The organism is Candidatus Pseudomonas auctus, from assembly GCF_048654275.1.
GTDB classification, from domain to species: Bacteria; Pseudomonadota; Gammaproteobacteria; order Pseudomonadales; family Pseudomonadaceae; genus Aquipseudomonas; species Aquipseudomonas pharyngis.
The window spans coordinates 1-22,400 of the sequence record NZ_JBJYZK010000016.1 but is presented as its reverse complement, the minus strand read 5'-3'; the positions used below and the strand labels follow the sequence as shown (position 1 = coordinate 22,400).

Annotated in this window: 19 protein-coding genes; 10 read left to right on the top strand and 9 right to left on the bottom strand. The window is 60.7% G+C overall.

Translation table 11 applies throughout. The features are described from left to right. Positions 1–47 precede the first annotated feature (47 nt). On the top strand, positions 48–911 hold the full coding sequence (gene uspL, locus ACKUG4_RS24060; RefSeq protein ID WP_007958823.1) for a universal stress protein UspL: 864 nt from the start codon (positions 48–50) through the stop codon (positions 909–911). 124 nt (positions 912–1,035) lie between these two features. Here uspL and ACKUG4_RS24055 read toward each other — a convergent pair whose 3' ends face one another. Beyond that, entirely contained in the window at positions 1,036–1,506 is a 471-nt protein-coding gene (locus tag ACKUG4_RS24055; protein ID WP_039767141.1) for a DUF1289 domain-containing protein, read from the bottom strand. Between the two features lie 469 nt (positions 1,507–1,975). Between ACKUG4_RS24055 and acnB the strand changes: the two genes are divergently transcribed. Continuing rightward, positions 1,976–4,585, top strand: a complete 2,610-nt coding sequence (gene acnB / locus ACKUG4_RS24050; protein WP_041475328.1) for a bifunctional aconitate hydratase 2/2-methylisocitrate dehydratase — start codon at positions 1,976–1,978, stop codon at positions 4,583–4,585. A gap of 167 nt (positions 4,586–4,752) precedes the next feature. On the opposite strand, the gene ACKUG4_RS24045 is transcribed toward acnB, so the two are convergent. From ACKUG4_RS24045 to ACKUG4_RS24035, 3 genes are all read right to left on the bottom strand, one after another. Continuing rightward, complete coding sequence (locus ACKUG4_RS24045; protein WP_064597506.1) at positions 4,753–6,033, bottom strand: HAAAP family serine/threonine permease; 1,281 nt, start codon at positions 6,031–6,033, stop codon at positions 4,753–4,755. Between the two features lie 255 nt (positions 6,034–6,288). Continuing rightward, positions 6,289–6,459, bottom strand: coding sequence for a hypothetical protein (locus tag ACKUG4_RS24040; RefSeq protein ID WP_172829490.1), 171 nt, complete (start codon positions 6,457–6,459; stop codon positions 6,289–6,291). Between the two features lie 48 nt (positions 6,460–6,507). Beyond that, complete coding sequence (locus ACKUG4_RS24035) at positions 6,508–6,702, bottom strand: hypothetical protein (protein WP_064597508.1); 195 nt, start codon at positions 6,700–6,702, stop codon at positions 6,508–6,510. 274 nt (positions 6,703–6,976) lie between these two features. On the opposite strand from ACKUG4_RS24035, the gene ACKUG4_RS24030 reads away from it, so the two are divergent. The 4 genes from ACKUG4_RS24030 to ACKUG4_RS24015 all read left to right on the top strand — a co-directional run bounded on the left by ACKUG4_RS24030 (position 6,977) and on the right by ACKUG4_RS24015 (position 10,590). Beyond that, entirely contained in the window at positions 6,977–7,360 is a 384-nt protein-coding gene (locus ACKUG4_RS24030) for a tautomerase family protein (RefSeq protein ID WP_064597510.1), read from the top strand. A 172-nt stretch (positions 7,361–7,532) separates the two neighbouring features. After that, entirely contained in the window at positions 7,533–8,501 is a 969-nt protein-coding gene (locus ACKUG4_RS24025; RefSeq protein ID WP_445434973.1) for a 2-hydroxyacid dehydrogenase, read from the top strand. Positions 8,502–8,717: 216 nt separating this feature from the next. Continuing rightward, a complete protein-coding gene (locus tag ACKUG4_RS24020; protein WP_064597514.1) occupies positions 8,718–9,785 on the top strand; it encodes a phosphotransferase family protein in 1,068 nt (355 codons plus the stop codon). A gap of 37 nt (positions 9,786–9,822) precedes the next feature. Then, positions 9,823–10,590, top strand: coding sequence for an SDR family oxidoreductase (locus ACKUG4_RS24015; RefSeq protein WP_445434972.1), 768 nt, complete (start codon positions 9,823–9,825; stop codon positions 10,588–10,590). Between the two features lie 46 nt (positions 10,591–10,636). On the opposite strand, the gene ACKUG4_RS24010 is transcribed toward ACKUG4_RS24015, so the two are convergent. The 3 genes from ACKUG4_RS24010 to ACKUG4_RS24000 form a co-directional block, all read right to left on the bottom strand. Continuing rightward, positions 10,637–11,290, bottom strand: coding sequence for a trimeric intracellular cation channel family protein (locus ACKUG4_RS24010; protein ID WP_236189071.1), 654 nt, complete (start codon positions 11,288–11,290; stop codon positions 10,637–10,639). Positions 11,291–12,151: 861 nt separating this feature from the next. After that, positions 12,152–12,394, bottom strand: a complete 243-nt coding sequence (locus ACKUG4_RS24005; RefSeq protein ID WP_039767197.1) for a DUF1652 domain-containing protein — start codon at positions 12,392–12,394, stop codon at positions 12,152–12,154. A 190-nt stretch (positions 12,395–12,584) separates the two neighbouring features. Further along, the gene (locus tag ACKUG4_RS24000; RefSeq protein ID WP_134333889.1) at positions 12,585–14,075 is read right to left on the bottom strand and encodes a helix-turn-helix transcriptional regulator; all 1,491 of its coding nucleotides are present in this window, start codon (positions 14,073–14,075) and stop codon (positions 12,585–12,587) included. A gap of 170 nt (positions 14,076–14,245) precedes the next feature. On the opposite strand from ACKUG4_RS24000, the gene ACKUG4_RS23995 reads away from it, so the two are divergent. Next, entirely contained in the window at positions 14,246–14,452 is a 207-nt protein-coding gene (locus ACKUG4_RS23995) for a hypothetical protein (protein ID WP_039767201.1), read from the top strand. A 60-nt stretch (positions 14,453–14,512) separates the two neighbouring features. On the opposite strand, the gene ACKUG4_RS23990 is transcribed toward ACKUG4_RS23995, so the two are convergent. Further along, positions 14,513–15,796 carry a Zn-dependent hydrolase gene (locus ACKUG4_RS23990; RefSeq protein ID WP_236189072.1) on the bottom strand — a complete coding sequence of 428 codons (1,284 nt, stop codon included), beginning with the start codon at positions 15,794–15,796 and terminating at the stop codon, positions 14,513–14,515. A 143-nt stretch (positions 15,797–15,939) separates the two neighbouring features. Next, the gene (locus tag ACKUG4_RS23985) at positions 15,940–17,424 is read right to left on the bottom strand and encodes an NCS1 family nucleobase:cation symporter-1 (protein WP_445434971.1); all 1,485 of its coding nucleotides are present in this window, start codon (positions 17,422–17,424) and stop codon (positions 15,940–15,942) included. A 618-nt stretch (positions 17,425–18,042) separates the two neighbouring features. Here ACKUG4_RS23985 and hydA point away from each other — a divergent pair. From hydA to preA, 3 genes are all read left to right on the top strand, one after another. Continuing rightward, entirely contained in the window at positions 18,043–19,482 is a 1,440-nt protein-coding gene (gene hydA / locus ACKUG4_RS23980; protein ID WP_445434970.1) for a dihydropyrimidinase, read from the top strand. Positions 19,483–19,641: 159 nt separating this feature from the next. After that, positions 19,642–21,009 (top strand): NAD(P)-dependent oxidoreductase, encoded by a 1,368-nt coding sequence (locus tag ACKUG4_RS23975; RefSeq protein ID WP_445434969.1) that lies wholly within the window; start codon positions 19,642–19,644, stop codon positions 21,007–21,009. Further along, the gene (gene preA, locus ACKUG4_RS23970; protein ID WP_445434968.1) at positions 21,010–22,284 is read left to right on the top strand and encodes an NAD-dependent dihydropyrimidine dehydrogenase subunit PreA; all 1,275 of its coding nucleotides are present in this window, start codon (positions 21,010–21,012) and stop codon (positions 22,282–22,284) included. Positions 22,285–22,400 lie beyond the last annotated feature (116 nt).

Sequence of the window (22,400 nt, the reverse complement as noted above, 5' to 3'; positions counted from 1 at the left end):
ACTATAGTTGTGCAACGCCGTGCCTTTTCATTGCTGGAGACTCACTCATGCAAGCCATTCGCAGCATTCTGGTGGTCATCGAACCCGAACACGCGGAAAGCCTGGCGCTCAAGCGCGCCAAGCTGATCGCCGGGGTGACCCAGGCCCATCTGCACCTGCTGGTCTGCGACAAGAAGCACGATCACGCCGGCATGCTCAGCGTGCTCAAGGCCGCGCTGCTGGCGGACGGCTACAGCGTCACCACCGAACAGGCGTGGAACGAGAGCCTGCACGAAACCATCATCGACGTGCAGCAGGCCGAAGGTTGCGGGCTGGTGATCAAACAGCACTTCCCCGACAGCTCGCTGAAAAAGGCCCTGCTGACCCCGGCGGACTGGAAACTGCTGCGCCACTGCCCTACTCCGGTGCTGCTGGTGAAAACCGCCGGTTCGTGGAAGGACAAGGTGATTCTTGCGGCGGTCGACGTGGGCAATGCCGACGGCGAACACCGTCATCTGCACACCACGATCATCGACCATGGGTTCGACATCGCCAGCCTGGCCAAGGGGCATCTGCACGTAATTACCGCTCATCCGTCGCCGATGCTGTCGGCGGCCGACCCGACGTTCCAGCTCAAGGAAACCATCGAGGCGCGCTATCGCGAGCAATGCCGGGCGTTTCAGGCTGAGTTCGACATCGATGACGCTCACCTGCATGTCGAGGAAGGCCCGGCGGACGTGCTGATTCCGTTCATGGCGCACAAGCTGCAGGCGGCGGTGACGGTGATTGGCACCGTGGCGCGCAGCGGCGTATCCGGTGCGTTGATCGGCAACACGGCTGAACAGGTGCTGGATCAGCTGGAAAGCGACGTGCTGGTGCTAAAGCCTCAGGAGGTTGAAGACCATTTGGTCGAGTTGGCGGTGAAGCATTAAGTATTCGGGCGCCTGCAAGGCCGTCATCGCTGGCAAGCCAGCTCCCACAGGGACTTAGGTGTGCACTCCATGGAGAGCTTTACACCATCATTGTGGGAGCTGGCTTGCCAGCGATGGCAATAGATCAGTCGCCGAGGGCGTCCTTGAGGAAACCGGGGGCGATGTAGCGCTGATAGTGCGCTTCCGACAGCAGGAAAAATTCCCGATCAATGGCATCGCGCAGTTCCGGCAGGTTCCAGTCGCGAAACTCCGGCAGCAGCACCATGCCGTAGGCTTCCAGATTAATGATCACCCGCGCGCCCCGGGCGATCAGCTGATACGCCCAGCAATATTCCGACTGATGCGGCACGAAGCGGATCTTGCGCTGTTCCAGTTGCAGGCGCAGACGCGCCGGATCGAAGACCTCGACCTTGCTCGCCATCACTTGTGACAGCAATTGCTCAAGACGCAGCCAGACCGCGCGCTTTTCCTCCTCGTTGTAACCGTTCCAATGGATCACTTCGTGGTGGAAACGCTTGCAGCCACGGCACACCAGATCACCGTAAACGGTGGAGCAGAGGCCGACGCAGGGGGTCTTGATGGTCTGATTGGGCATAGAGTGGGCAAAACACTTGAAACGCGGAACAGGTCGGCATGTTAGCCCTTTGTCCGCCATTCATCACCCCTCAAACGTCAGGGGCAAGCGCCGGATCAGGGTTTGCCCCACCCGCGCACAACGCAACCAAAGTCCAATAGAGCGCGACTTACCTTTAAATTTTTTTTGCCGTAGAATCAGCCAGCCTTTTTAGGCGCCAATGTCCGTTAGAAGCTGTTTTCAAAGCGTCACGAGCACAGTCGTTCCTTCAGAGCGGTGTTGGCGTAAGGTTTTTCCAGCGGGGAAAAGCCATACGCCAACCCTCATCAGCTCCCCGTTCTGCAGGCGTAAAACTTTGAAAGCAGCTTCTGTAAGGAATTGCCGGTAATTCTGGCCGAACGACCCACAACGTCGTGAGGAGCATGAGCACGGCAATTTCGGGATGAGCGTCCCGGACACCCATTTGGGACCACTGATGAGGGTAATAACTGTGCTTGAAGCCTACCGCAAACATATCGAAGAGCGTGCAGCCCTGGGTATCGTTCCCCAGCCGCTTAACGCCGAACAAACTGCAGGCCTGGTCGAGCTGCTGAAGAATCCTCCGGCTGGCGAAGAAGCTTTCCTCGTTGACCTGATCACCAATCGCGTACCACCAGGAGTGGACGAAGCCGCCTACGTCAAGGCCGGTTTCCTCTCCGCACTGGCCAAGGGCGAAGTCTCCTCCCCTCTGCTGGACAAGAAGCGCGCTGTAGAACTGCTCGGCACCATGCAGGGCGGCTACAACATCGTGACCCTGGTTGAACTGCTGGACGACGCCGAGCTGGCGCCAGTGGCCGCCGAGGAACTCAAGCACACCCTGCTGATGTTCGATGCCTTCCACGACGTGGCTGAAAAAGCCAAGAACGGCAACGTTCACGCCAAGGCCGTACTGCAATCCTGGGCTGACGGCGAGTGGTTCAAGAAGCGCCCGGTGCTGGCCGACAAGATCAGCCTGCGCGTCTTCAAGGTGACTGGCGAAACCAACACCGACGACCTGTCCCCTGCGCCAGACGCCTGGTCGCGTCCAGACATCCCGCTGCACGCCCTGGCCATGCTGAAAATGGCCCGTGACGGCATCGTTCCGGACGAGCAAGGCAAGACCGGCCCGATGAAGCAGATCGAAGAAATGCGCGGCCAGGGCTTCCCTATCGCCTACGTCGGTGACGTGGTCGGTACCGGTTCCTCGCGTAAATCGGCGACCAACTCGGTCCTGTGGTTCTTCGGCGACGACATCCCTTACGTGCCGAACAAGCGCGCTGGCGGTTTCTGCTTCGGCAGCAAAATTGCCCCGATCTTCTACAACACCATGGAAGATGCCGGCGCACTGCCAATCGAGTTCGACGTATCGAACATGAACATGGGCGACGTGATCGACCTGTACCCGCACGCAGGCAAAGTCTGCAAGCACGGTACCGACGAAGTCATCACCACCTTCGAAATGAAAACCCCGGTGCTGCTGGACGAAGTCCGCGCCGGCGGCCGTATCCCGCTGATCATCGGCCGTGGCCTGACCGAGAAGGCTCGCGCCGAACTGGGTCTGCCAGCGTTCGACCTGTTCAAGAAACCGGAAGCTCCGGCTGAAAGCACCAAGGGCTTCACCCTGGCCCAGAAAATGGTCGGCAAGGCTTGCGGTCTGGCAGAAGGCAAAGGCGTTCGTCCTGGCACCTACTGCGAACCGAAGATGACCACCGTAGGTTCTCAGGACACCACCGGTCCAATGACGCGTGACGAACTGAAAGACCTGGCGTGCCTGGGCTTCTCCGCTGATCTGGTGATGCAGTCCTTCTGCCACACCGCGGCTTATCCAAAGCCGATCGACGTGACCACCCACCACACCCTGCCTGACTTCATCATGACCCGCGGCGGTGTTTCCCTGCGTCCGGGCGACGGCATCATCCACTCGTGGCTGAACCGCATGCTGCTGCCGGACACCGTCGGTACCGGTGGTGACTCGCACACCCGTTTCCCGATGGGCATCTCGTTCCCGGCCGGTTCCGGCCTGGTCGCGTTCGCCGCTGCCACCGGCGTCATGCCGCTGGACATGCCGGAATCGATCCTGGTGCGCTTCAAAGGCAAAATGAAACCTGGCATCACCCTGCGTGACCTGGTTCATGCCATTCCTTACTTCGCCATCCAGAACGGTCTGCTGACCGTCGAGAAGAAAGGCAAGAAAAACGCCTTCTCCGGCCGCATCCTGGAAATCGAAGGCCTGGAAGGTCTGACCCTGGAACAGGCGTTCGAACTGTCCGACGCCTCGGCCGAACGTTCGGCTGCCGGTTGCACCATCAAGCTGTCGAAAGAGTCGATCACCGAGTACCTGCAGTCCAACATCACCCTGCTGCGCTGGATGATCGGCGAAGGCTACGGCGATGCGCGTACCCTGGAGCGTCGTGCTCAAGCGATGGAAGCCTGGATCGCCAACCCGCAACTGATGGAAGCCGATGCCGACGCCGAGTACGCCGAAGTCATCGAAATCGATCTGGCCGATATCAGCGAGCCTGTGCTGTGCGCGCCGAACGACCCGGACGACGCCCGTCTGCTGTCCAGCGTTGCTGGCGAGAAGATCGACGAAGTGTTCATCGGTTCGTGCATGACCAACATCGGTCACTTCCGCGCTGCCGGTAAACTGCTGGATCAGGTCAAGGGTCAACTGCCAACCCGTCTGTGGCTGTCGCCGCCGACCAAGATGGACGCTCACCAACTGACCGAAGAAGGCTACTACGGCATCTACGGCAAGGCCGGCGCCCGCATGGAAATGCCAGGCTGCTCGCTGTGCATGGGTAACCAGGCACGCGTTGAGCCGAACAGCACCGTGGTGTCGACCTCGACCCGTAACTTCCCGAACCGTCTGGGCGACGGCGCGAACGTCTACCTGGCTTCGGCTGAGCTTGCGTCCGTCGCTTCGATCCTGGGTCGCCTGCCGACCGTCGAGGAGTACATGGAATACGCTGGCAAGATCGACAGCATGGCGGCCGACGTTTACCGCTACCTGTCCTTCGACCAGATTGCCGAGTTCCGTGAAGCTGCTGCGAACGCCAAGATCCCGGTCGTTCAAGCCTAACGCTGCAACGCAATGAAAAACGCCGCCCATCGCGAGATGAGCGGCGTTTTTTTATGCCTGCCGGATGGGGCCTCGCCCCGCGCTGATCGCAGGCACAAAAAAGGCCGACCTGCGATGCAGATCGGCCTTTCTGTTTCACAAGATCAAACGGGATCTTGTGTTGGATCTCACGCCGTCAGCGAATAGATCAACGCCGAAATGGCCACCAGACCCACTGCGGTGACAAACACGTTCGACATCTGCCCACGATAACGGGCCATCGCCGGCACTTTGCGGATCGCGTACATCGGCATCAGGAACAGGATCGCCGCGATGACCGGGCCACCGATGGTTTCGATCATGCCGAGGATGCTCGGGTTCAGGGTCGCCACGATCCAGCACACAACCAGCATGAACGCCGCCACGATGCGGTCCAGCGCCTTGGCGCCCGGACGCTTGCCACTTTTGACGATCAAGCCCTTCAGGCCTTCGCTGGCACCGATGTAGTGGCCGAGGAACGACTTGGAGATGGCCACGAACGCAATCAGCGGCGCCGCGAACGCGATAGTCGGGTTGCTGAAGTGGTTGGCCAGGTACGACAGGATCGACAGGTTCTGCGCCTTGGCTTCCGCCAGTTGCTCCGGCGACAGGGTCAGCACGCAGCTGAACACGAAGAACAGCACCATCACCACCATCAGCAGGTGCGCGCGGGACAGGATCTGCGAGCTGCGCTCATCCGCGTGAATGCCGTAACGACGCTTCTGATCCACAGCAAACGCCGAGATGATCGGCGAGTGGTTGAACGAGAACACCATCACCGGAATCGCCAGCCACAGCGTGTGCAGCAGCGCCGACGGTGCCGGCACCTGCGAAGCGGTGGTCAGGATGCCGCCGTTCCAGTGCGGAATCAGGTACACCGCCAGGAACAGCAGCGCGACGATGAACGGATACACCATCAGGCTCATGGCCTTGACGATCACTTGCTCGCCGCAGCGCACCACGGCCAGCAGGCCGAGAATCAGCACGAACGAAAGCAGCGCGCGCGGTGGCGGCGTGATGTGCAGTTGGTGCTCGAGGAAACTGGCGACCGTGTTGGTCAGGCCAACGCTGTAGATCAGCAGGATCGGGAAGATAGCGAAGAAGTACAGCAGGGTGATCAGCGCGCCGGCCTTGATGCCGAAATGCTGTTCCACCACGTCCGTGATGTCGGCGCCTTCGCGACCGGAAAGCACGAAGCGGGTCAGGCCGCGGTGTGCGTAGAACGTCATCGGGAAGGCCAGCAGCGCGAGGATCACCAGCGGCCAGAAGCCACCCAGACCTGCGTTGATCGGCAAAAACAGGGTACCGGCGCCGATGGCCGTCCCAAACAGTCCCAACATCCAGGTAGTGTCATGGCGATTCCAGCTCGACAGTTCGGCTGGTGCTGCCGCCTCAAAGCGTTGTTCGACGCTATTGGCCTGATCATTCATCCGGTCGGATCTCCGCATTCCGGTCACTTGCCACTCGGTCAGGACGCGTCGGAAAAAACCGACAGACATGCTCCGGCCGAAACAGGGGCGCGATTCTCCGCGATAAATGAGCAGAAGCAAAGACTTAGCTGAGGAATGGTTGTGCGGAGCAGATCGGAGGCTTGTCGCTTTTGGGAAAAAGACTGTCGGCACCAGATACGTCACATGTCGTTCTATGGCATGTGCTGGCGCCGAATGTGCCATGGGAAAACCCGATCAGATCGATCGGGCCAATATGAAGCCGAGGGACATGCAAAAGATGCCCAATCCCAGCAACCCCCAGATCGGGCGCATTTCTTTCCTGTTCTTGATCCGTATTTTTTCGGCCCACTCATCGTGTTCCCGTTCCAATTGCTCCATTCTGGCTTTGGCGTCATAGGTGCTCATGTTTATTTCCTTTTGGGTCATGTGTCTGAAGATTGCGAAAACGAACGTTCAAAACTTGAAAAAGACGCCCGCTAACGCCGCGCTTGCCGTCAACACGCCGGCCACCACCGCGACTGGATAGAAATACGTCTCCCACTTCAGCTTCTTCTCTTCCGCCAGAAGCTTCTGCCGCTCAGCCACCAGTTTTCGCGTTTCGTTATGCAGCCTGTCCAGTTCCAGGTTTTCACGGTTGTTCTGAAGCATTGGCCTTCCTTGGCTGATGGCAATTTCCGTCCGGGTTGCCGCTCCGTCCTGAAGAGCGCATCCCGTCCTGCTCTCTATGGTTCCGCGCATCTCACCCCGCCGTATAGCGGATGAATCCGGCAGCACTTGTAGGCAACATCCGTAAATCCCGCAGGATGGTGCGTCCATTTCCTAACGTTTTTAAACAACCTCACTGACCGGCATTTTTCGGCTATACCCAATGGCGAATTGACTGACATTCCCGTCCAGTCCCCCTCGCCTGTGGAGCCATCCCATGCCCCTCGTCCGCGTCGACATCAAGAAGAACCCGGACCCGACGTTCGCCAAACGCATTGGCGAAGTGATCTACGCCGCCCTGCGCAGCGAGATCAATGTGCCGGAACACGACAATTTTCAGGTGCTGGCCGAGCACGACGACCAGCACTTGATCTATGACCCGCAATATTTGGGAATCCAGCGCAGCGACGGCATCGTGTTCATCCAGCTGACCATCAGCGAAGGCCGTACCGTCGAGATGAAACAACGGCTGTTCCAGACCATCGCGCGCAACCTGAACCAGCAACTGGCCGTGCGTCAGGAGGATGTGTTTATCAATCTGGTGGAGGTGAAAAAAGAGAACTGGTCGTTCGGCAACGGCATCGCCCAGTACGTGACCTGATCCTGTGACCGCCAGCGCCGGCCTCACCTTCTGACGAAGCACCCGCGCGCTCCCCGCATCAGCTCCTACACTGCCTGATGCGGGGCCGCGCCAGCCATTGCCAAACCGCTCTGGAGTCAGCACTCTGAACCGACTTTTGCGCCCGAAGACCGACGATCACAGGAGCCGAGCAATGCCCGCCACCGTTCTGGTACTGGTTGAAACCATCAATGACTATTTGCCGATTCTTGAACATCAGGGTTTTCACCTGATTCTCGCGCCGACCCCTGCCGAACGCGCGCAAGCCATCGCCACCCACGGGGCGCGGATCGACGCGGTGCTGACCCGTGGCCCCCTGGGGTTATACGCTGAAGAGATCGCCGCATTGCCCGCGCTGAAAATCATTTGCGTGATCGGCGCCGGTTACGAGCAGGTCGACCTGCAAGCCGCCAGCGACCGTGGCCTGACTGTAACCAACGGCGCCGGTGTCAACGCTTCGTCGGTGGCCGACCACGCCATGGCCATGTTGCTGGCGCTGGTGCGTGACATACCGCGCTGCGACGCAGCCGTGCGTCGGGGCGAGTGGCCGAAAATCATGCGCCCGTCACTGGCCGGCAAGCGCCTGGGGATTCTCGGACTGGGCGCGGTGGGGATGGCGATTGCCAAACGTGCGGGCCTGGGCTTCGACATGGAGATCAGCTACCACAACCGTCAGGTGCGCAGCGACGTGCCTTACGCGTTCTGCTCGACCCCGACCGAACTGGCCCGGGCCTCGGACTTTCTGGTGGTCGCCACGCCCGGCGGCATCGGCAGCCAGCATCTGGTGACCCGCCCGGTGCTCGATGCCCTGGGGCCCAACGGTTTTATCGTCAACATTGCCCGCGCCAGCGTCATCGCCACCGCTGAACTGATCAGCGCACTGGAACAACGTCGCATCGCCGGGGCGGCGCTGGATGTGTTCGATCACGAGCCGCAAGTGCCCGATGCACTGAAAAACCTCAGCAATGTGCTTCTGACCCCGCACGTCGCCGGGTTATCACCGGAAGCCACCCAGGGCACCGTGGAACTGGTGGGCAAAAATCTGCTGGCGTTCTTCTCCGGCCAACCGGTGCTGACGCCGCTCCAGTTGCCGCCGAAACTGAACAACCAGCGCGTGCACTAAAGCGCGCCAGACAAAGTTCAAGACGCCGGGATTCGGCGTCTGCCGAAATCATGCCAAGCGTGGCGGCGTTGGGCTGCGGGACGCCACGCCCATTCCCAAAGTTGATTACCGTCCAACACGCTAACCTATAAGACCGGACCGCGCTTGTGACGACCCGAGCGCGCCATTAGATTAGCCAATGATGTCTGGCCTCCAAAATAAGCAGAAGGGATAAGCATGGCGCTTACTGACCAGTCCACCCGTATCCGCTCTGGCGAAGAACTCGATGCCAGCCTGATCGATCCGTACCTCAAGGCGCATATTCCGGGCCTGACCGGCACACCGCAGATCAGCCAATTTCCCGGCGGCGCGTCGAACCTGACCTACCTGCTGGAATACCCGGACCAGGAATTCGTCCTGCGCCGTCCGCCGTTCGGCCACAAGGCCAAATCCGCCCACGACATGGGCCGCGAATTCCGCATCCTCAACCAGCTGCGCGACGGCTTCCCGTATTGCCCGAAAGCCTATGTGCACTGCACCGATGAGTCGGTGATCGGTGCCGAGTTCTACGTGATGGAACGGGTCAAGGGGATCATCCTGCGCTCGGACCTGCCGCCGGAGCTGGGGCTGGATTCGGCGAAAACCGAAGCCCTGTGCAAAAGCTTCATCGACCGCTTCGTCGAGCTGCACCGGGTCGATTACAACGCCTGCGGCCTCGGCGATCTGGGCAAGCCTGAAGGCTACGTCGCCCGCCAGATCAAAGGCTGGAGCGAGCGTTACGAAAAAGCCCTGACCCCGGACGCTCCGCACTGGGAACAGGTCAAAGCCTGGCTCACCGACAAGATGCCGGCCGACCACCCGACCTCCAGCATCGTCCACAACGACTACCGCTTCGACAACGTCATCCTCGACCCGAACAACCCGATGCAGATCATCGGCGTGCTCGACTGGGAACTGACCACCCTCGGCGATCCACTGATGGACCTGGGCAACACCCTCGCCTACTGGATCCAGGCCGACGACCCGGCACCGGTGCAACTGATGCGCCGCCAGCCAAGCCACGCGCCGGGCATGCTGACCCGCCGCGAATTCGTCGACTATTACGCCGAGCGTTCGGGGATCCGGATCGACAATTTCGACTTCTACTACACCTACGGCCTGTTCCGCCTGGCCGGCATCGTGCAGCAGATCTACTACCGCTTCTTCCATGGCCAGACCCAGGACAAACGCTTCGCGCAGTTCATTCACATGAACAAACTGCTGGAGCAGATGAGCCTGCAGGTCATTGCCAAATCCAGCCTCTGATGACGGCGTTATACAAGGCTTACTACAAGGGAATCCCATGTCCAAGACTCAGTTGTTCGACCTCGACGGCAAGATCGCTTTCGTCTCCGGCGCCAGCCGCGGCATCGGTGAGGCCATCGCCAAACTGCTGGCCCAACAAGGCGCCCATGTCATCGTTTCGAGCCGCAAACTCGAAAGCTGCCAGCACGTGGCCGATGCCATCATCGCCGACGGCGGCAAGGCCACAGCGATCGCCTGCCACATCGGCGAAATGGAACAGATCAGCCAGGTCTTCGCCGGAATCAAAGAACAGTTCGGCCGGCTGGACATCCTGGTCAACAACGCCGCGACCAACCCGCAGTTCTGCAACGTGCTGGACACCGACCTTGGCGCCTTCCAGAAAACTGTCGACGTGAACATCCGCGGCTACTTCTTCATGTCGGTGGAAGCCGGCAAGCTGATGCGCGAAAACGGCGGCGGCAGCATCATCAACGTGGCCTCGATCAACGGCATCTCGCCGGGGATCTTCCAGGGCATCTACTCGGTGACCAAGGCTGCGGTGATCAACATGACCAAAGTCTTCGCCAAGGAATGCGCGCAGTTCGGCATCCGCTGCAACGCCCTGCTGCCGGGCCTGACCGACACCAAATTCGCCTCGGCCCTGGTTAAGAACGACGCGATCCTGAAACAGGCCCTGACACAGATCCCGCTCAAACGCGTCGCCGACCCGAGCGAAATGGCCGGCGCCGTGCTGTTCCTGGCGAGCGATGCCTCGAGCTACACCACCGGCGTGTCGCTGAACGTGGACGGCGGATTCCTGTCCTGAGCCGCTTCTGACGCAAAAGAAAAGGGCAGCCCGAGGGCTGCCCTCTTCATGCCTCCAGAACCTTCGGCAACTGCCAGCCGAAATGCACCGACAACAACCGCAACAACAGACACGCCGCCCCGGCCAGCAACGCAGCCGCCACCGGTGGCACACCCAGCCTGCGCCCGACGATCAACACTGCCGCCCCGACAAACGCCGAGCTGGCATACAAATCCGCCTGCAACACCACCGGCACCCGCGCCAGCACAATGTCACGCAGCACCCCGCCACCGACCCCGGTAATCGTGCCCATCAACATGGCCACAAACGGCGAGATCCCGAAATTCAACGCCTTCTGCGCCCCGGCCACGGCAAACAGCGCCAATCCCGCCGCATCCAGCACGATCAGCGTCGAACCGGACCAGCCCAGCACCAGTTCATGAAAAACAAACGCCACCCCGCCCATGGCAAATGCCAGCGCCGGATAGCGCCAGTCCGCCACAGCCTTGGGCGGCGTAGCACCGATCAACAGATCACGCGTCACCCCGCCACCGAGCGCGACGATAAACGCAATCACCATCACCCCGAGCAGATCGAGCTGACTGCGCATCGCCGCAATCGCGCCTTCCACGGCAAAGACTGCGGTGCCAACCAGATCGGCCACCAGCACAATCCACTCGACCCGCGCCTTCAACGGCGCCCGGCTTATTGAGTGACGCAACGGGTCTTGGTGATGTGTCGAGTCACTTGCCCGTCGGCATAGGCATCACCGGCGACCTCGGTATTTTCCATGACCTGACAAGTGCGCTCAGGTGGCGGAGGCGGTGCTGCCGGCGGAGAGGGTGGAGGACTGGCGCAACCACTGAGCAGCACCAGACCGAAAGCCGACAACAACGAAGCACACACGCGTTTCCCAGGATTGTTCATAGGATGACCCGCGATGAATGGAAGAAAACTCCCGTCGCCGAGCAGGACAACGCCCGGTTATGGAAACCGAACCACTCATTCCTTATAGACCAGTGGGGGGTGAGTGCCAGTGAAATGGCTCGAACTGGCAGGATTTGCTGTCGATTTTCGGAATGAGTCGACTGATCCAACGCCACCGCCGACAAGCCATCACCCACAGGTGAAAGTCGGATTGGGACGCAGAGCGTCCCGGGCTGCATTCCCACGCGGAGCCTGGGAACGATCAAAATCGGCCCTACGCTCCTCGCTCCTCACCACTCACCACTCACCACGATGAGCGTTAGCTCGAGAAAGGCTTTTGACGTGCTGGCCCCGTCGGCAGGCTGAGTGGAGGGATTGATCCGGGGGTGGGAGCGCAGCGACCGTTTGGCGAAGCCAAACACATCGAGAGGAGGTGCAGCGAAGCAAACCGTAGGCGATGCCCCCGGATCAATCCCGGAGCGAAGGAACCCGAGCCACAGCGAGGGCCGTACGTCAGGGCACAAGACCTTTGGTTACTTTGGGGCGTTTGCCAAAGTGACCCGCTGTAAGAGCGGAACCGCCAGCCGCAACACCCGAAGAATCGGATATTCACCCAAAAACCCCATGAACCAGGTCGGCCCAGAGGCCGCCAAGTTCACCCCGGCGTTCGCAACGAGTTACTCTCAAGCTCATACCGCAACTCATCAACCAAAGCATCCACCGCTTCCGAAGTACGCAAGGCATCCAGACTCAACCCACTAATCACCAGATCAACCTGCCCTGAAGCCGGGTGATACAACTTCACAGTAAGGGAATGATCCCCATCCACCACACACTCACAAGCCAACGGCGAAAAACTACGCTCAAGTTGCGCCCGCAACTGCGTCAGATAAATCATCGCGCCAGCTCCGAAAATCGACGCAACACGCCAGGTTCAATGACAAACAACACATTCATGGTCTGATCCAATAACAACGACGGAAGGGACACGATCACGAACGAAACCCGCATCGCACCCCACCAGCCTAAGAACAGCCTGCCTTGTCAGACACCCGAATTTGCACCTCATGAACTAGTGCATTTGCACCTTAGCGCTGTCCCCGGCTGCTCCCCGAGAACAACCCCCGTTCGCGGGCCCAGACAATTGCCTCGCTGCGGCTGTGCACATCCAGCTTGGAATAAACCGTCGCCACATGATTGCGCACTGTATTCGGCGCCAGTTTCAACCGTGCAGCAATTTCCTTGTCCGCCAGCCCCTCGCAGATCAGCCCCAGAACATCGCGCTCGCGGGCGGTGAGATCGGTGAACGAAACGCTGGGCAACTGCGGCGAGTTGATCTTCTTCACATTGGCCAGCTTTTCGATCAGCGTGCGGCTGAACCACGACGCATCCTTCATCACCTCTTCAATCGCTGCCACCAGTTCAAGCTCAGTGTGCTTGCGCTCGGTGATGTCCATCAGCACCAGCAGATAGCACACTGTGTTCTGGATGTTGACGGTGTCAGCGGACACCGCGCACTCCAGCACTTCGGCGTTTTTCTTGCGGATTCGCATATCGGCGCGATCGACCCGGCCGGTCTTCTCCAGCGCCGCCAGCAAGCGGGCGCGCTCAGCCTTTTCATCGATGAAGTCCAGTTGCGCGACGGTCTTGCCGAGCACGTCGTCGCTGTCGTAAGCCAAGGTATCGAGGAAGGCCTGGTTGACATCGATCAGCCGCTGCTCGTCGGCACTGCAAATCAGGATCGGCACCGGCGTCAGGCGAAAGGCCTTGGCGAACCGCTCCTCACTCTGGCGCAGGGCGACCTCGGCCTTGTGCCGTGGCTCCATGTCGACGAACGAAAACAGCATGCAGTCTTCGTCGTTGAGCACCAACGGCTGGCCGGCGACGATAACCTGTTTGCTGCCACCGTCCGGCAGACGCAGTTCGGCCTGCATCTGCGGAATGGTCGCGACATCACGCAGGCGCTGGATCGCCAGATCCTTGCGCTCGGCCCGTTCGAGAATGTCCAGCTCATAGGTCGAGGCGCCGATCACCTGATCGCGGGCGTAACCGGTCATTTCCAGAAACCCCGGATTGACCTTGATATAACGCAGATCGCTGAGGCGGCAGATCACCGCCGGCGCCGGGTTGGCATTGAAGGTTTTTTCGAAGCGCTGCTCGGCGTTGGCCCAATCGGTGACGTCGCTCATGATCAGCACCAGCGACTCGACCTCGCCATCGCGATCGGTCAGCACCATGCTGCGCACACTGTGTACCCAGGTGCGTTCCTCGTCACTGCACGGGGAGACTTCGACCAGCACGTCGCTGAAGGTTTCGCCGGCGGCCACACGGCAGATCGGGTACTGCTCCGGTGCCAGCGCGTGGTTGTTGCGATACCGCAGATTGAAGCGCTCGGCATATTCCCCGGCGTTGTTGCCCAGCTCGCCGATGCGGCTGACGCCATGCATCGTCAGCGCCGCCTCGTTGGCCCAGAGAATCGTCTGGTCGATCTCCAGCAGAATCACCCCGTCGGACAGCCCGGCAATGATTTGCTGCAACTGACGGCGATTGGTTTCGGTGGTCAGGACGTCCCGGCTCATTGATTCTCCACAAGTTCGCGCATGTGAAATTTACGACCGCGGACGGTTGTGATCGTGCCAACCACGATTGAGCGTTGACTATTCGCGCCTCGCGGCTTTCTCGTCTAACGTTAGTACCTCGACGGATTGTGTCCGCGCCTGCGGCCGGGCATCTGATCAAGGAGAGACAAATGACGAGCGACCGTATTACCGAACGGACCTATCGCACGTGGTCCACACCCATTCTGTTGGAGCTGAAAAAGCGCGAACACCAGATGGACCCGGCAGAGCGGCAGGCACTGGAAAACGTGATGATCGAAAGAAGGCTGTTGAACATCGGCAGCCCGGATGGCAAGGAACGGCGCAAGGCAGAGCTGAGCCACAAAAGAACAACTTGAGCCGGGTGTCTGTGGCGATCTGCCAGATCGCCACAGTCTCTTGACTACCCAACCCTGGCTTTACGCCGCGCGTTGCTTGCCCGCCACCGCCGCCGAAGCCGCCAGCATCGCCCGCAGCAACACCGCGCATCCGGCCGCAAGATCGTCCGGCGCGGCGTTTTCGATTTCGTTGTGACTGATACCGCCTTCGCACGGCACGAAAATCATCCCCGCCGGGCCCAGTTCGGCGAGGAAAATCGCGTCGTGGCCGGCGCCGCTGACAATGTCCATGTGCGACAGGCCCAGACCTTTGGCGGCGCCGCGCACGGCTTCGACGCAGCCTTTTTCGAAGTACAGCGGCGGAAAGTCGGCGGTCGGGGTCAGTTCATAGGTCAGGCCGTGTTCTTCGCAGGTGGCTTCGATGACTTGCTTGACCTCGGCGATCATCGAGTCGAGGCGTGCCGGTTCCAAATGCCGGAAATCGAGGGTCATGCGCACTTCGCCGGGAATGACGTTGCGTGAGCCGGGATAGGCTTGCAGGCAACCGACCGTGCCGCAGGCGTGGGGTTGGTGGCCGAGCGCCGCTCGATTGACCGCGCCGACGATCACCGAGGCGCCGACCAGAGCGTCCTTGCGCAGGTGCATCGGGGTCGGACCGGCGTGGGCTTCGACGCCGCGCAGTTTCAGGTCGAACCACTTCTGCCCCAGTGCGCCGAGTACTACGCCGATGGTTTTCTGTTCGTCCTCAAGAATCGGGCCTTGCTCGATGTGCGCTTCGAAATAGGCGCCGACCTTGTGCCCGCTGACCTTGCGCGGTCCGGCGTAGCCGATGGCGTTCAGCGCTTCACCAACCGTTATGCCGTCGGCATCGACCTTGGCCAGGGTTTCTTCGAGGGTGAATTTTTCCGCAAACACGCCGGAGCCCATCATGCACGGGGCGAAGCGCGAGCCTTCTTCATTGGTCCAGACCACCACTTCCAGCGGTGCCTCGGTTTCCACGCCGAGGTCGTTGAGGGTGCGCAGCACCTCGACCCCGGCGAGCACGCCGAAGCAACCGTCGAACTTGCCGCCGGTGGGCTGGGTGTCGATGTGGCTGCCGGTCATCACCGGTGGCAGGTTCGGGTTGCGGCCGGGGCGGCGGGCGAAGATGTTGCCGACTTCATCGACCGTGACGCTGCAACCGGCGTCCTTGCACCATTGCACGAACAGGTCACGGGCCTGGCGGTCGAGGTCGGTCAGGGCCAGGCGACAGACCCCGCCCTTGACCGTCGCGCCGAGCTTCGCCAGCTCCATGAGCGACGCCCATAAGCGGTCGCGGTTGATGTGCTGATGGGTCGATTGCAGAACGTCTACGGCTGCGTTCATGGGGATCTCCTCAGGCAGTTTTCTTATGAGTTTCTTCGGATACATCTCCGGCGTTAGTCAGGCCGTCTTCGCGAGCAGGCTCGCTCCCACAGGGGAACGCATTCCAATTGTGGGAGCGAGCCTGCTCGCGATAAGGCCCTCCATCACACCGGTGATTTCGCGACAGAAGGCTGCGCACGCATCGCGCACAACCCGTAATAGATCAACCCGCCCAGCGCCGAGCCGGTGAACCAGCCGTAGCTGTAGAACCAGCTGAATGCGCTGCTGCCCAACGACAGCAGGGTCAGCACCACCGGCACGCCAAACGCGATGAATCCGGACCAGTTCCACGCCGGGTACACGTCGTCGCGGTACAGGCCAGCCAGGTCCAGTTGCTGTTTCTTGATCAGGAAATAGTCCACCACCATGATCCCTGCAATCGGTCCGAGCAGACTGGAATAGCCCAGCAGCCAGTTCGAATACACGGTTTCCAGACTGACATCGGAGACGATCAAGCCAAGCTTTTTCAGCAGCTCATGGCCCATCAGCGCCAGACCAACAAACCCGGTGAGGATCACCGCTTTGGTGCGGTTGATCACCTTGGGCGCGATGTTCTGGAAGTCGTTGGTTGGCGAAACAATGTTGGCGGCGGTGTTGGTCGACAGCGTGGCGATGATGATCAGCGCCATGGCCACCGCGACCCACACCGGGCTCTGGATATGGCCGATCAACGTCACCGGATCGGAAACGCTGACGCCCACCAGTTTCACCGAGGCGGCGGTCATCACCACGCCCAGTGCGGCGAACAGGAACATGGTCAGCGGCAGACCGAAAATCTGCCCGAGGATCTGATCCTTCTGGCTGCGGGCATAACGGCTGAAGTCAGGAATGTTCAGCGACAGGGTGGCCCAGAAACCGACCATCGCCGTCAGGCCGGCGGCGAAGTAGCTGACCACGCTCGCGCCTTCGGGACGCTTCGGCGGGATCGCCAGCAATTCAGTCATCGACACATTGGGCATGGCCCACACCAGCAACCCGATGCCGACCGCCACCAGCAGCGGCGCCGACAGGGTTTCCAGCCATTTGATCGACTCGGCGCCACGGATCACCACCCACAGGTTGAGCGCCCAGAAGACCATGAAACCGATCACCTCTCCCGTCCCGCCGAGGGATTTCCAGCCGTCAAACACCGAGCCGAGAAACAGGTGAATCGCCAGCCCGCCGAACATGGTCTGGATGCCGAACCAGCCGCACGCCACCAGCGCGCGGATCAGGCACGGCACATTGGAGCCGAGAATCCCGAACGACGAGCGCAGCAACACTGGAAACGGAATCCCGTACTTGGTGCCGGGAAACGCGTTGAGTGTGAGGGGAATCAGGACGATGACGTTGGCAAACAAAATCGCCAGCAAGGCCTCGCCGACGGTGAGGCCGAAATACGCGGTGAGCACGCCGCCGAGGGTGTAGGTCGGCACGCAGATCGACATGCCGACCCACAGCGCGGTGATGTGCCATTTGTTCCAGGTTCGTTCGCGCACCTTGGTCGGTGCCATGTCGTGGTTGTATCGGGGACTGTCGAGGACGTCGCTGCCGGCTTCGAGTTCGAACAAGCCGTCGCGCTCGGTCACTTGCGATCTGTTCTGTTGCATGGCCGCTCCACTGTTCTTCTGATTATTTTTTGCTCATCAGGCGGCTGCACACGCAGGTGCGGGCCGGACGATGGCCGGAGGAACTGACAACCTTAATGCACCGGCCATGGTGTCAGCGGCGGCATCAATAAACGTGCCGGGTGCCCCGCTTCGCATCGGGCCGTGCTTTCTATTTCCTGCAACTTACTGATGTTTATCAGTTTTAATTATTCACCTTGTGAGGCCGCGAAACTTGACTGAACACTCAGGCTAAATGCCAGGCAAGTTGTCCGAACTGTCAGGACTCAATCTGGTGCACTGCATTATTTTTCTTCAGGACGCGTCACTCTCCGCTCAACTTCAAGCGGCTGATTTCACATAGGAAATCTTGCTCATATTTCCAACCTGTCAAGTGCGTCAAAATGGTGAAGGGCCTCACCATTTTGGTGATTTTGTATTTTTATCTTTATTTTTCAATGCTTTAAAACAGTAATAAGCTTATAAAAAATAATCTTGATCAATTGCAGAACTGCGACTAGCGTCTATTCCTGACAGCGCTGACAAGATTACGCATTCGGCGCTGCGAACAATAAAACACTAGAACCGGCACAAGTCGGTCATGCCTGCGAGGAACTCGGAATGTCTCTGTTGATCCGTGGCGCCACCGTTGTTACCCATGATGAAAGTTACCGCGCCGATGTCTATTGCGCTGACGGCGTGATCAAAGCCATTGGTGAAAACCTGGACGTTCCCGCCGGCGCCGAAGTGCTCGACGGCAGCGGCCAGTACCTGATGCCCGGCGGCATCGATCCGCACACCCACATGCAACTCCCGTTCATGGGCACCGTAGCCAGCGAAGACTTCTACAGCGGCACCGCCGCTGGCCTGGCCGGCGGCACCACCTCGATCATCGATTTCGTGATTCCCAATCCGCAGCAGTCGCTGCTCGAAGCCTTTCACCAGTGGCGCGGCTGGGCGGAGAAGTCCGCGTCCGACTACGGCTTCCACGTCGCGATCACTTGGTGGAGCGAGCAGGTGCGGGAGGAAATGGCCGAGCTGGTCAGCCATCACGGGATCAACAGCTTCAAGCATTTCATGGCCTACAAGAACGCGATCATGGCCGCCGACGACACGCTGGTGGCGAGCTTCGAGCGCTGCCTGGAACTCGGCGCGGTGCCGACCGTGCACGCGGAAAACGGCGAGCTGGTCTATCACCTGCAACGCAAGTTGATGGCCCAGGGCATCACCGGGCCGGAAGCGCATCCACTGTCGCGGCCATCGCAGGTTGAAGGCGAAGCCGCGAGCCGGGCAATCCGGATCGCTGAAACCATCGGCACGCCGCTGTACCTGGTGCACGTCTCGACCAAGGAAGCCCTCGACGAAATCACCTATGCCCGCAGCAAGGGCCAACCGGTTTACGGCGAAGTGCTGGCCGGGCATCTGCTGCTGGACGACAGTGTCTACCAGCACCCGGACTGGCAGACCGCCGCCGGTTACGTGATGAGCCCGCCGTTCCGTCCGCGCGGGCATCAGGACGCGCTTTGGCATGGCTTGCAGAGCGGCAATCTGCACACCACCGCCACCGACCACTGCTGCTTCTGCGCCGAGCAGAAAGCCGCCGGCCGCGACGATTTCAGCAAGATCCCCAACGGCACCGCCGGCATCGAAGACCGCATGGCGGTGTTGTGGGATGAAGGGGTGAACTCGGGGCGGTTGTCGATGCAGGACTTCGTCGCCCTCACCTCCACCAACACCGCGAAGATCTTCAACCTCTACCCGCGCAAAGGCGCGATCCGCGTCGGCGCCGATGCCGACCTGGTGCTGTGGGACCCGCAAGGCACCCGCACCATCTCCGCCAAGACCCACCATCAGCAGGTGGACTTCAACATCTTCGAAGGCAAGACCGTGACCGGTGTGCCGAGCCATACCGTCAGCCAGGGCCGGGTGGTCTGGACCGACGGCGACCTGCGCGCCGAGCGTGGCGCAGGCCGCTATATCGAACGGCCGGCGTATCCGGCGGTGTTTGATTTGCTGAGCAAGCGGGCGGAGTTGCACAGGCCGGTTGCGGTTAAACGCTGAAATTCAGGCCTTCGGCCATCGCTAGCAGGCTAGCTCCCACAGGTGTACGCATTCCAAATGTGGGAGCCAGCCTGCTGGCGATGAGGCCAGTTCAAACACCACAAAAAACCACTGCCCGACAGAGGCAGAAAACCTCAAATAACCGTGAGGCAAAAAACCGTGATCGAGACCTTGAACCATCTCCCGCACCCACACGAAAGTGCGGCCACCCTCGCCGGCCATTTCACCGATCTGGCGCCGCCGCTCAACGACCGCCAGGCGCATCTGGAAGCCTCGCGCTGCCTGTATTGCTACGACGCCCCGTGCGTGAACGCGTGCCCGAGCGAGATCGACATTCCGTCGTTCATCCGCAATATCCATCAGGACAACGTGCCCGGCGCGGCGCAGAAAATCCTCTCGGCGAACATCCTCGGCGGCAGTTGCGCCCGGGTCTGTCCGACCGAGATCCTCTGCCAGCAAGCCTGCGTGCGCAACAACGCCCACGAATGCGCGCCGGTGCTGATCGGCCTGCTGCAGCGTTATGCCGTGGACAACGCGCACTTCACCGAACACCCGTTCCAGCGCGCCGCCGCCACCGGCAAACGCATCGCCGTGGTCGGTGCCGGCCCGGCGGGTTTGTCCTGCGCACATCGCAGCGCGATGCACGGGCATGACGTGGTGATTTTCGAAGCGCGGGAGAAGGCTGGCGGGCTCAACGAATACGGGATCGCCAAGTACAAACTGGTCGACGACTACGCGCAGAAGGAGCTGGATTTCCTCCTGCAGATCGGCGGCATCGAAATCCGCCACGGACAGAAACTCGGCGACAACCTGACTTTGAGCGAACTGCATCAACAGTTCGACGCAGTGTTCCTCGGCCTCGGTCTCAATGCGAGCAAGCAACTCGGCCTGTCCCACGAAGACGCCCCCGGCCTGCTCGCCGCCACCGACTACATCCGCGAACTGCGTCAGGCCGACGACCTGTCGCAACTGCCGCTGGCCGAGCGCTGCATCGTCCTCGGCGCCGGCAATACCGCCATCGACATGGCCGTGCAAATGGCCCGCCTCGGTGCCCGCGACGTCAACCTGGTCTATCGCCGTGGCGCAGCGGACATGGGCGCCACCGGCCACGAACAGGACATCGCCAAGGCCAATCAGGTGCGGCTGCTGACCTGGGCGCAACCGGATGAAGTGCTGCTCGACGCTCAAGGCAAGGTGCGTGGCATGCGCTTCGCCCGCACCCATCTGGTGGAAGGTCGCCTGCAAACCACTGGCGAGACTTTCGAGCTGGCCGCCGATGCGATCTTCAAAGCCATCGGCCAGGCCTTCGACGGCAGCGCCCTCGCCGACCCACTGGCCCGCGAACTCAAGCGTCAGGGCGAACGGATTCAGGTCGATGAAAACCTGCGCACCAGCATCCCCGGCGTGTATGCCGGCGGCGACTGCACCAGCCTCGATCAGGACCTGACCGTGCAAGCGGTGCAACACGGCAAGCGCGCCGCCGAGGCGATCAACGCTCAACTGATGCTCAACGTGGAGGCTGCGTAAATGGCCGATCTCTCGATTGTCTTCGCCGGTATCAAAGCCCCCAATCCGTTCTGGCTGGCCTCCGCGCCGCCGACCGACAAGGCCTACAACGTGGTCCGCGCCTTCGAAGCCGGCTGGGGTGGCGTGGTCTGGAAAACCCTGGGTGAAGACCCGGCGGCGGTCAACGTGTCTTCGCGTTATTCGGCGCATTACGGCAACAACCGCGAAGTGCTGGGCATCAACAACATCGAACTGATCACCGACCGCTCGCTGGAAATCAACCTGCGGGAAATCACCCAGGTGAAAAAGGATTGGCCGGACCGCGCGCTGATCGTTTCGCTGATGGTGCCGTGCGTCGAAGAGTCGTGGAAACACATCCTGCCGCTGGTGGAAGCCACCGGCGCCGATGGCATCGAATTGAACTTCGGCTGCCCACACGGCATGCCGGAACGTGGCATGGGTGCGGCGGTCGGTCAGGTGCCGGAGTACGTCCAGCAGGTGACGCGCTGGTGCAAGACCTATTGCTCGCTGCCGGTGATCGTCAAACTGACGCCGAACATCACCGACATCCGCGTCGCCGCCCGCGCTGCGCACCGGGGCGGCGCCGATGCGGTGTCGCTGATCAACACCATCAATTCGATCACCAGCGTCGACCTCGAACACATGGTCGCCCTGCCCACCGTCGGCAGCAAAAGCACCCACGGCGGTTATTGCGGCTCGGCAGTGAAGCCGATCGCGTTGAACATGGTCGCGGAAATCGCCCGTGATCCACAGACCCAGGGCCTGCCGATCTGCGGCATCGGCGGCATTGGCAGCTGGCGTGACGCGGCGGAGTTCATCGCACTGGGCAGCGGCGCGGTACAGGTGTGCACGGCGGCGATGCTGCATGGCTTCCGGATTGTCGATGAGATGAAGGATGGCCTGTCGCGGTGGATGGACAGTCAAGGCTACGCCAGCATTGCCGAGTTTTCCGGGCGCGCGGTGGGCAACACCACGGACTGGAAGTACCTGGACATCAACTATCAAGTCATCGCGAAGATCGACCAGGCGGCGTGCATCGGTTGCGGGCGTTGCCACATTGCCTGCGAGGATACTTCACACCAGGCGATCAGCAGCCTGAAACAGGCCGATGGCACGCATAAATATGAAGTGATCGATGATGAGTGTGTGGGGTGCAATCTGTGCCAGATCACTTGTCCGGTGGCGGATTGCATCGAGATGGTGCCGATGGAAACGGGCAAGCCGTTTCTGGACTGGAATCATGATCCGCGCAATCCCTACCACGTCAGCCCTTGAGCTCGGCGGTTTCTGACCCGACGCTTTCGCGAGCAGGCTCGCTTGTATGTTTAGACTTGAAGGGGTGGGCGGGACTAAAAGCTCGATTCCGACTCTAGCCAGTACGGACCGTGGGA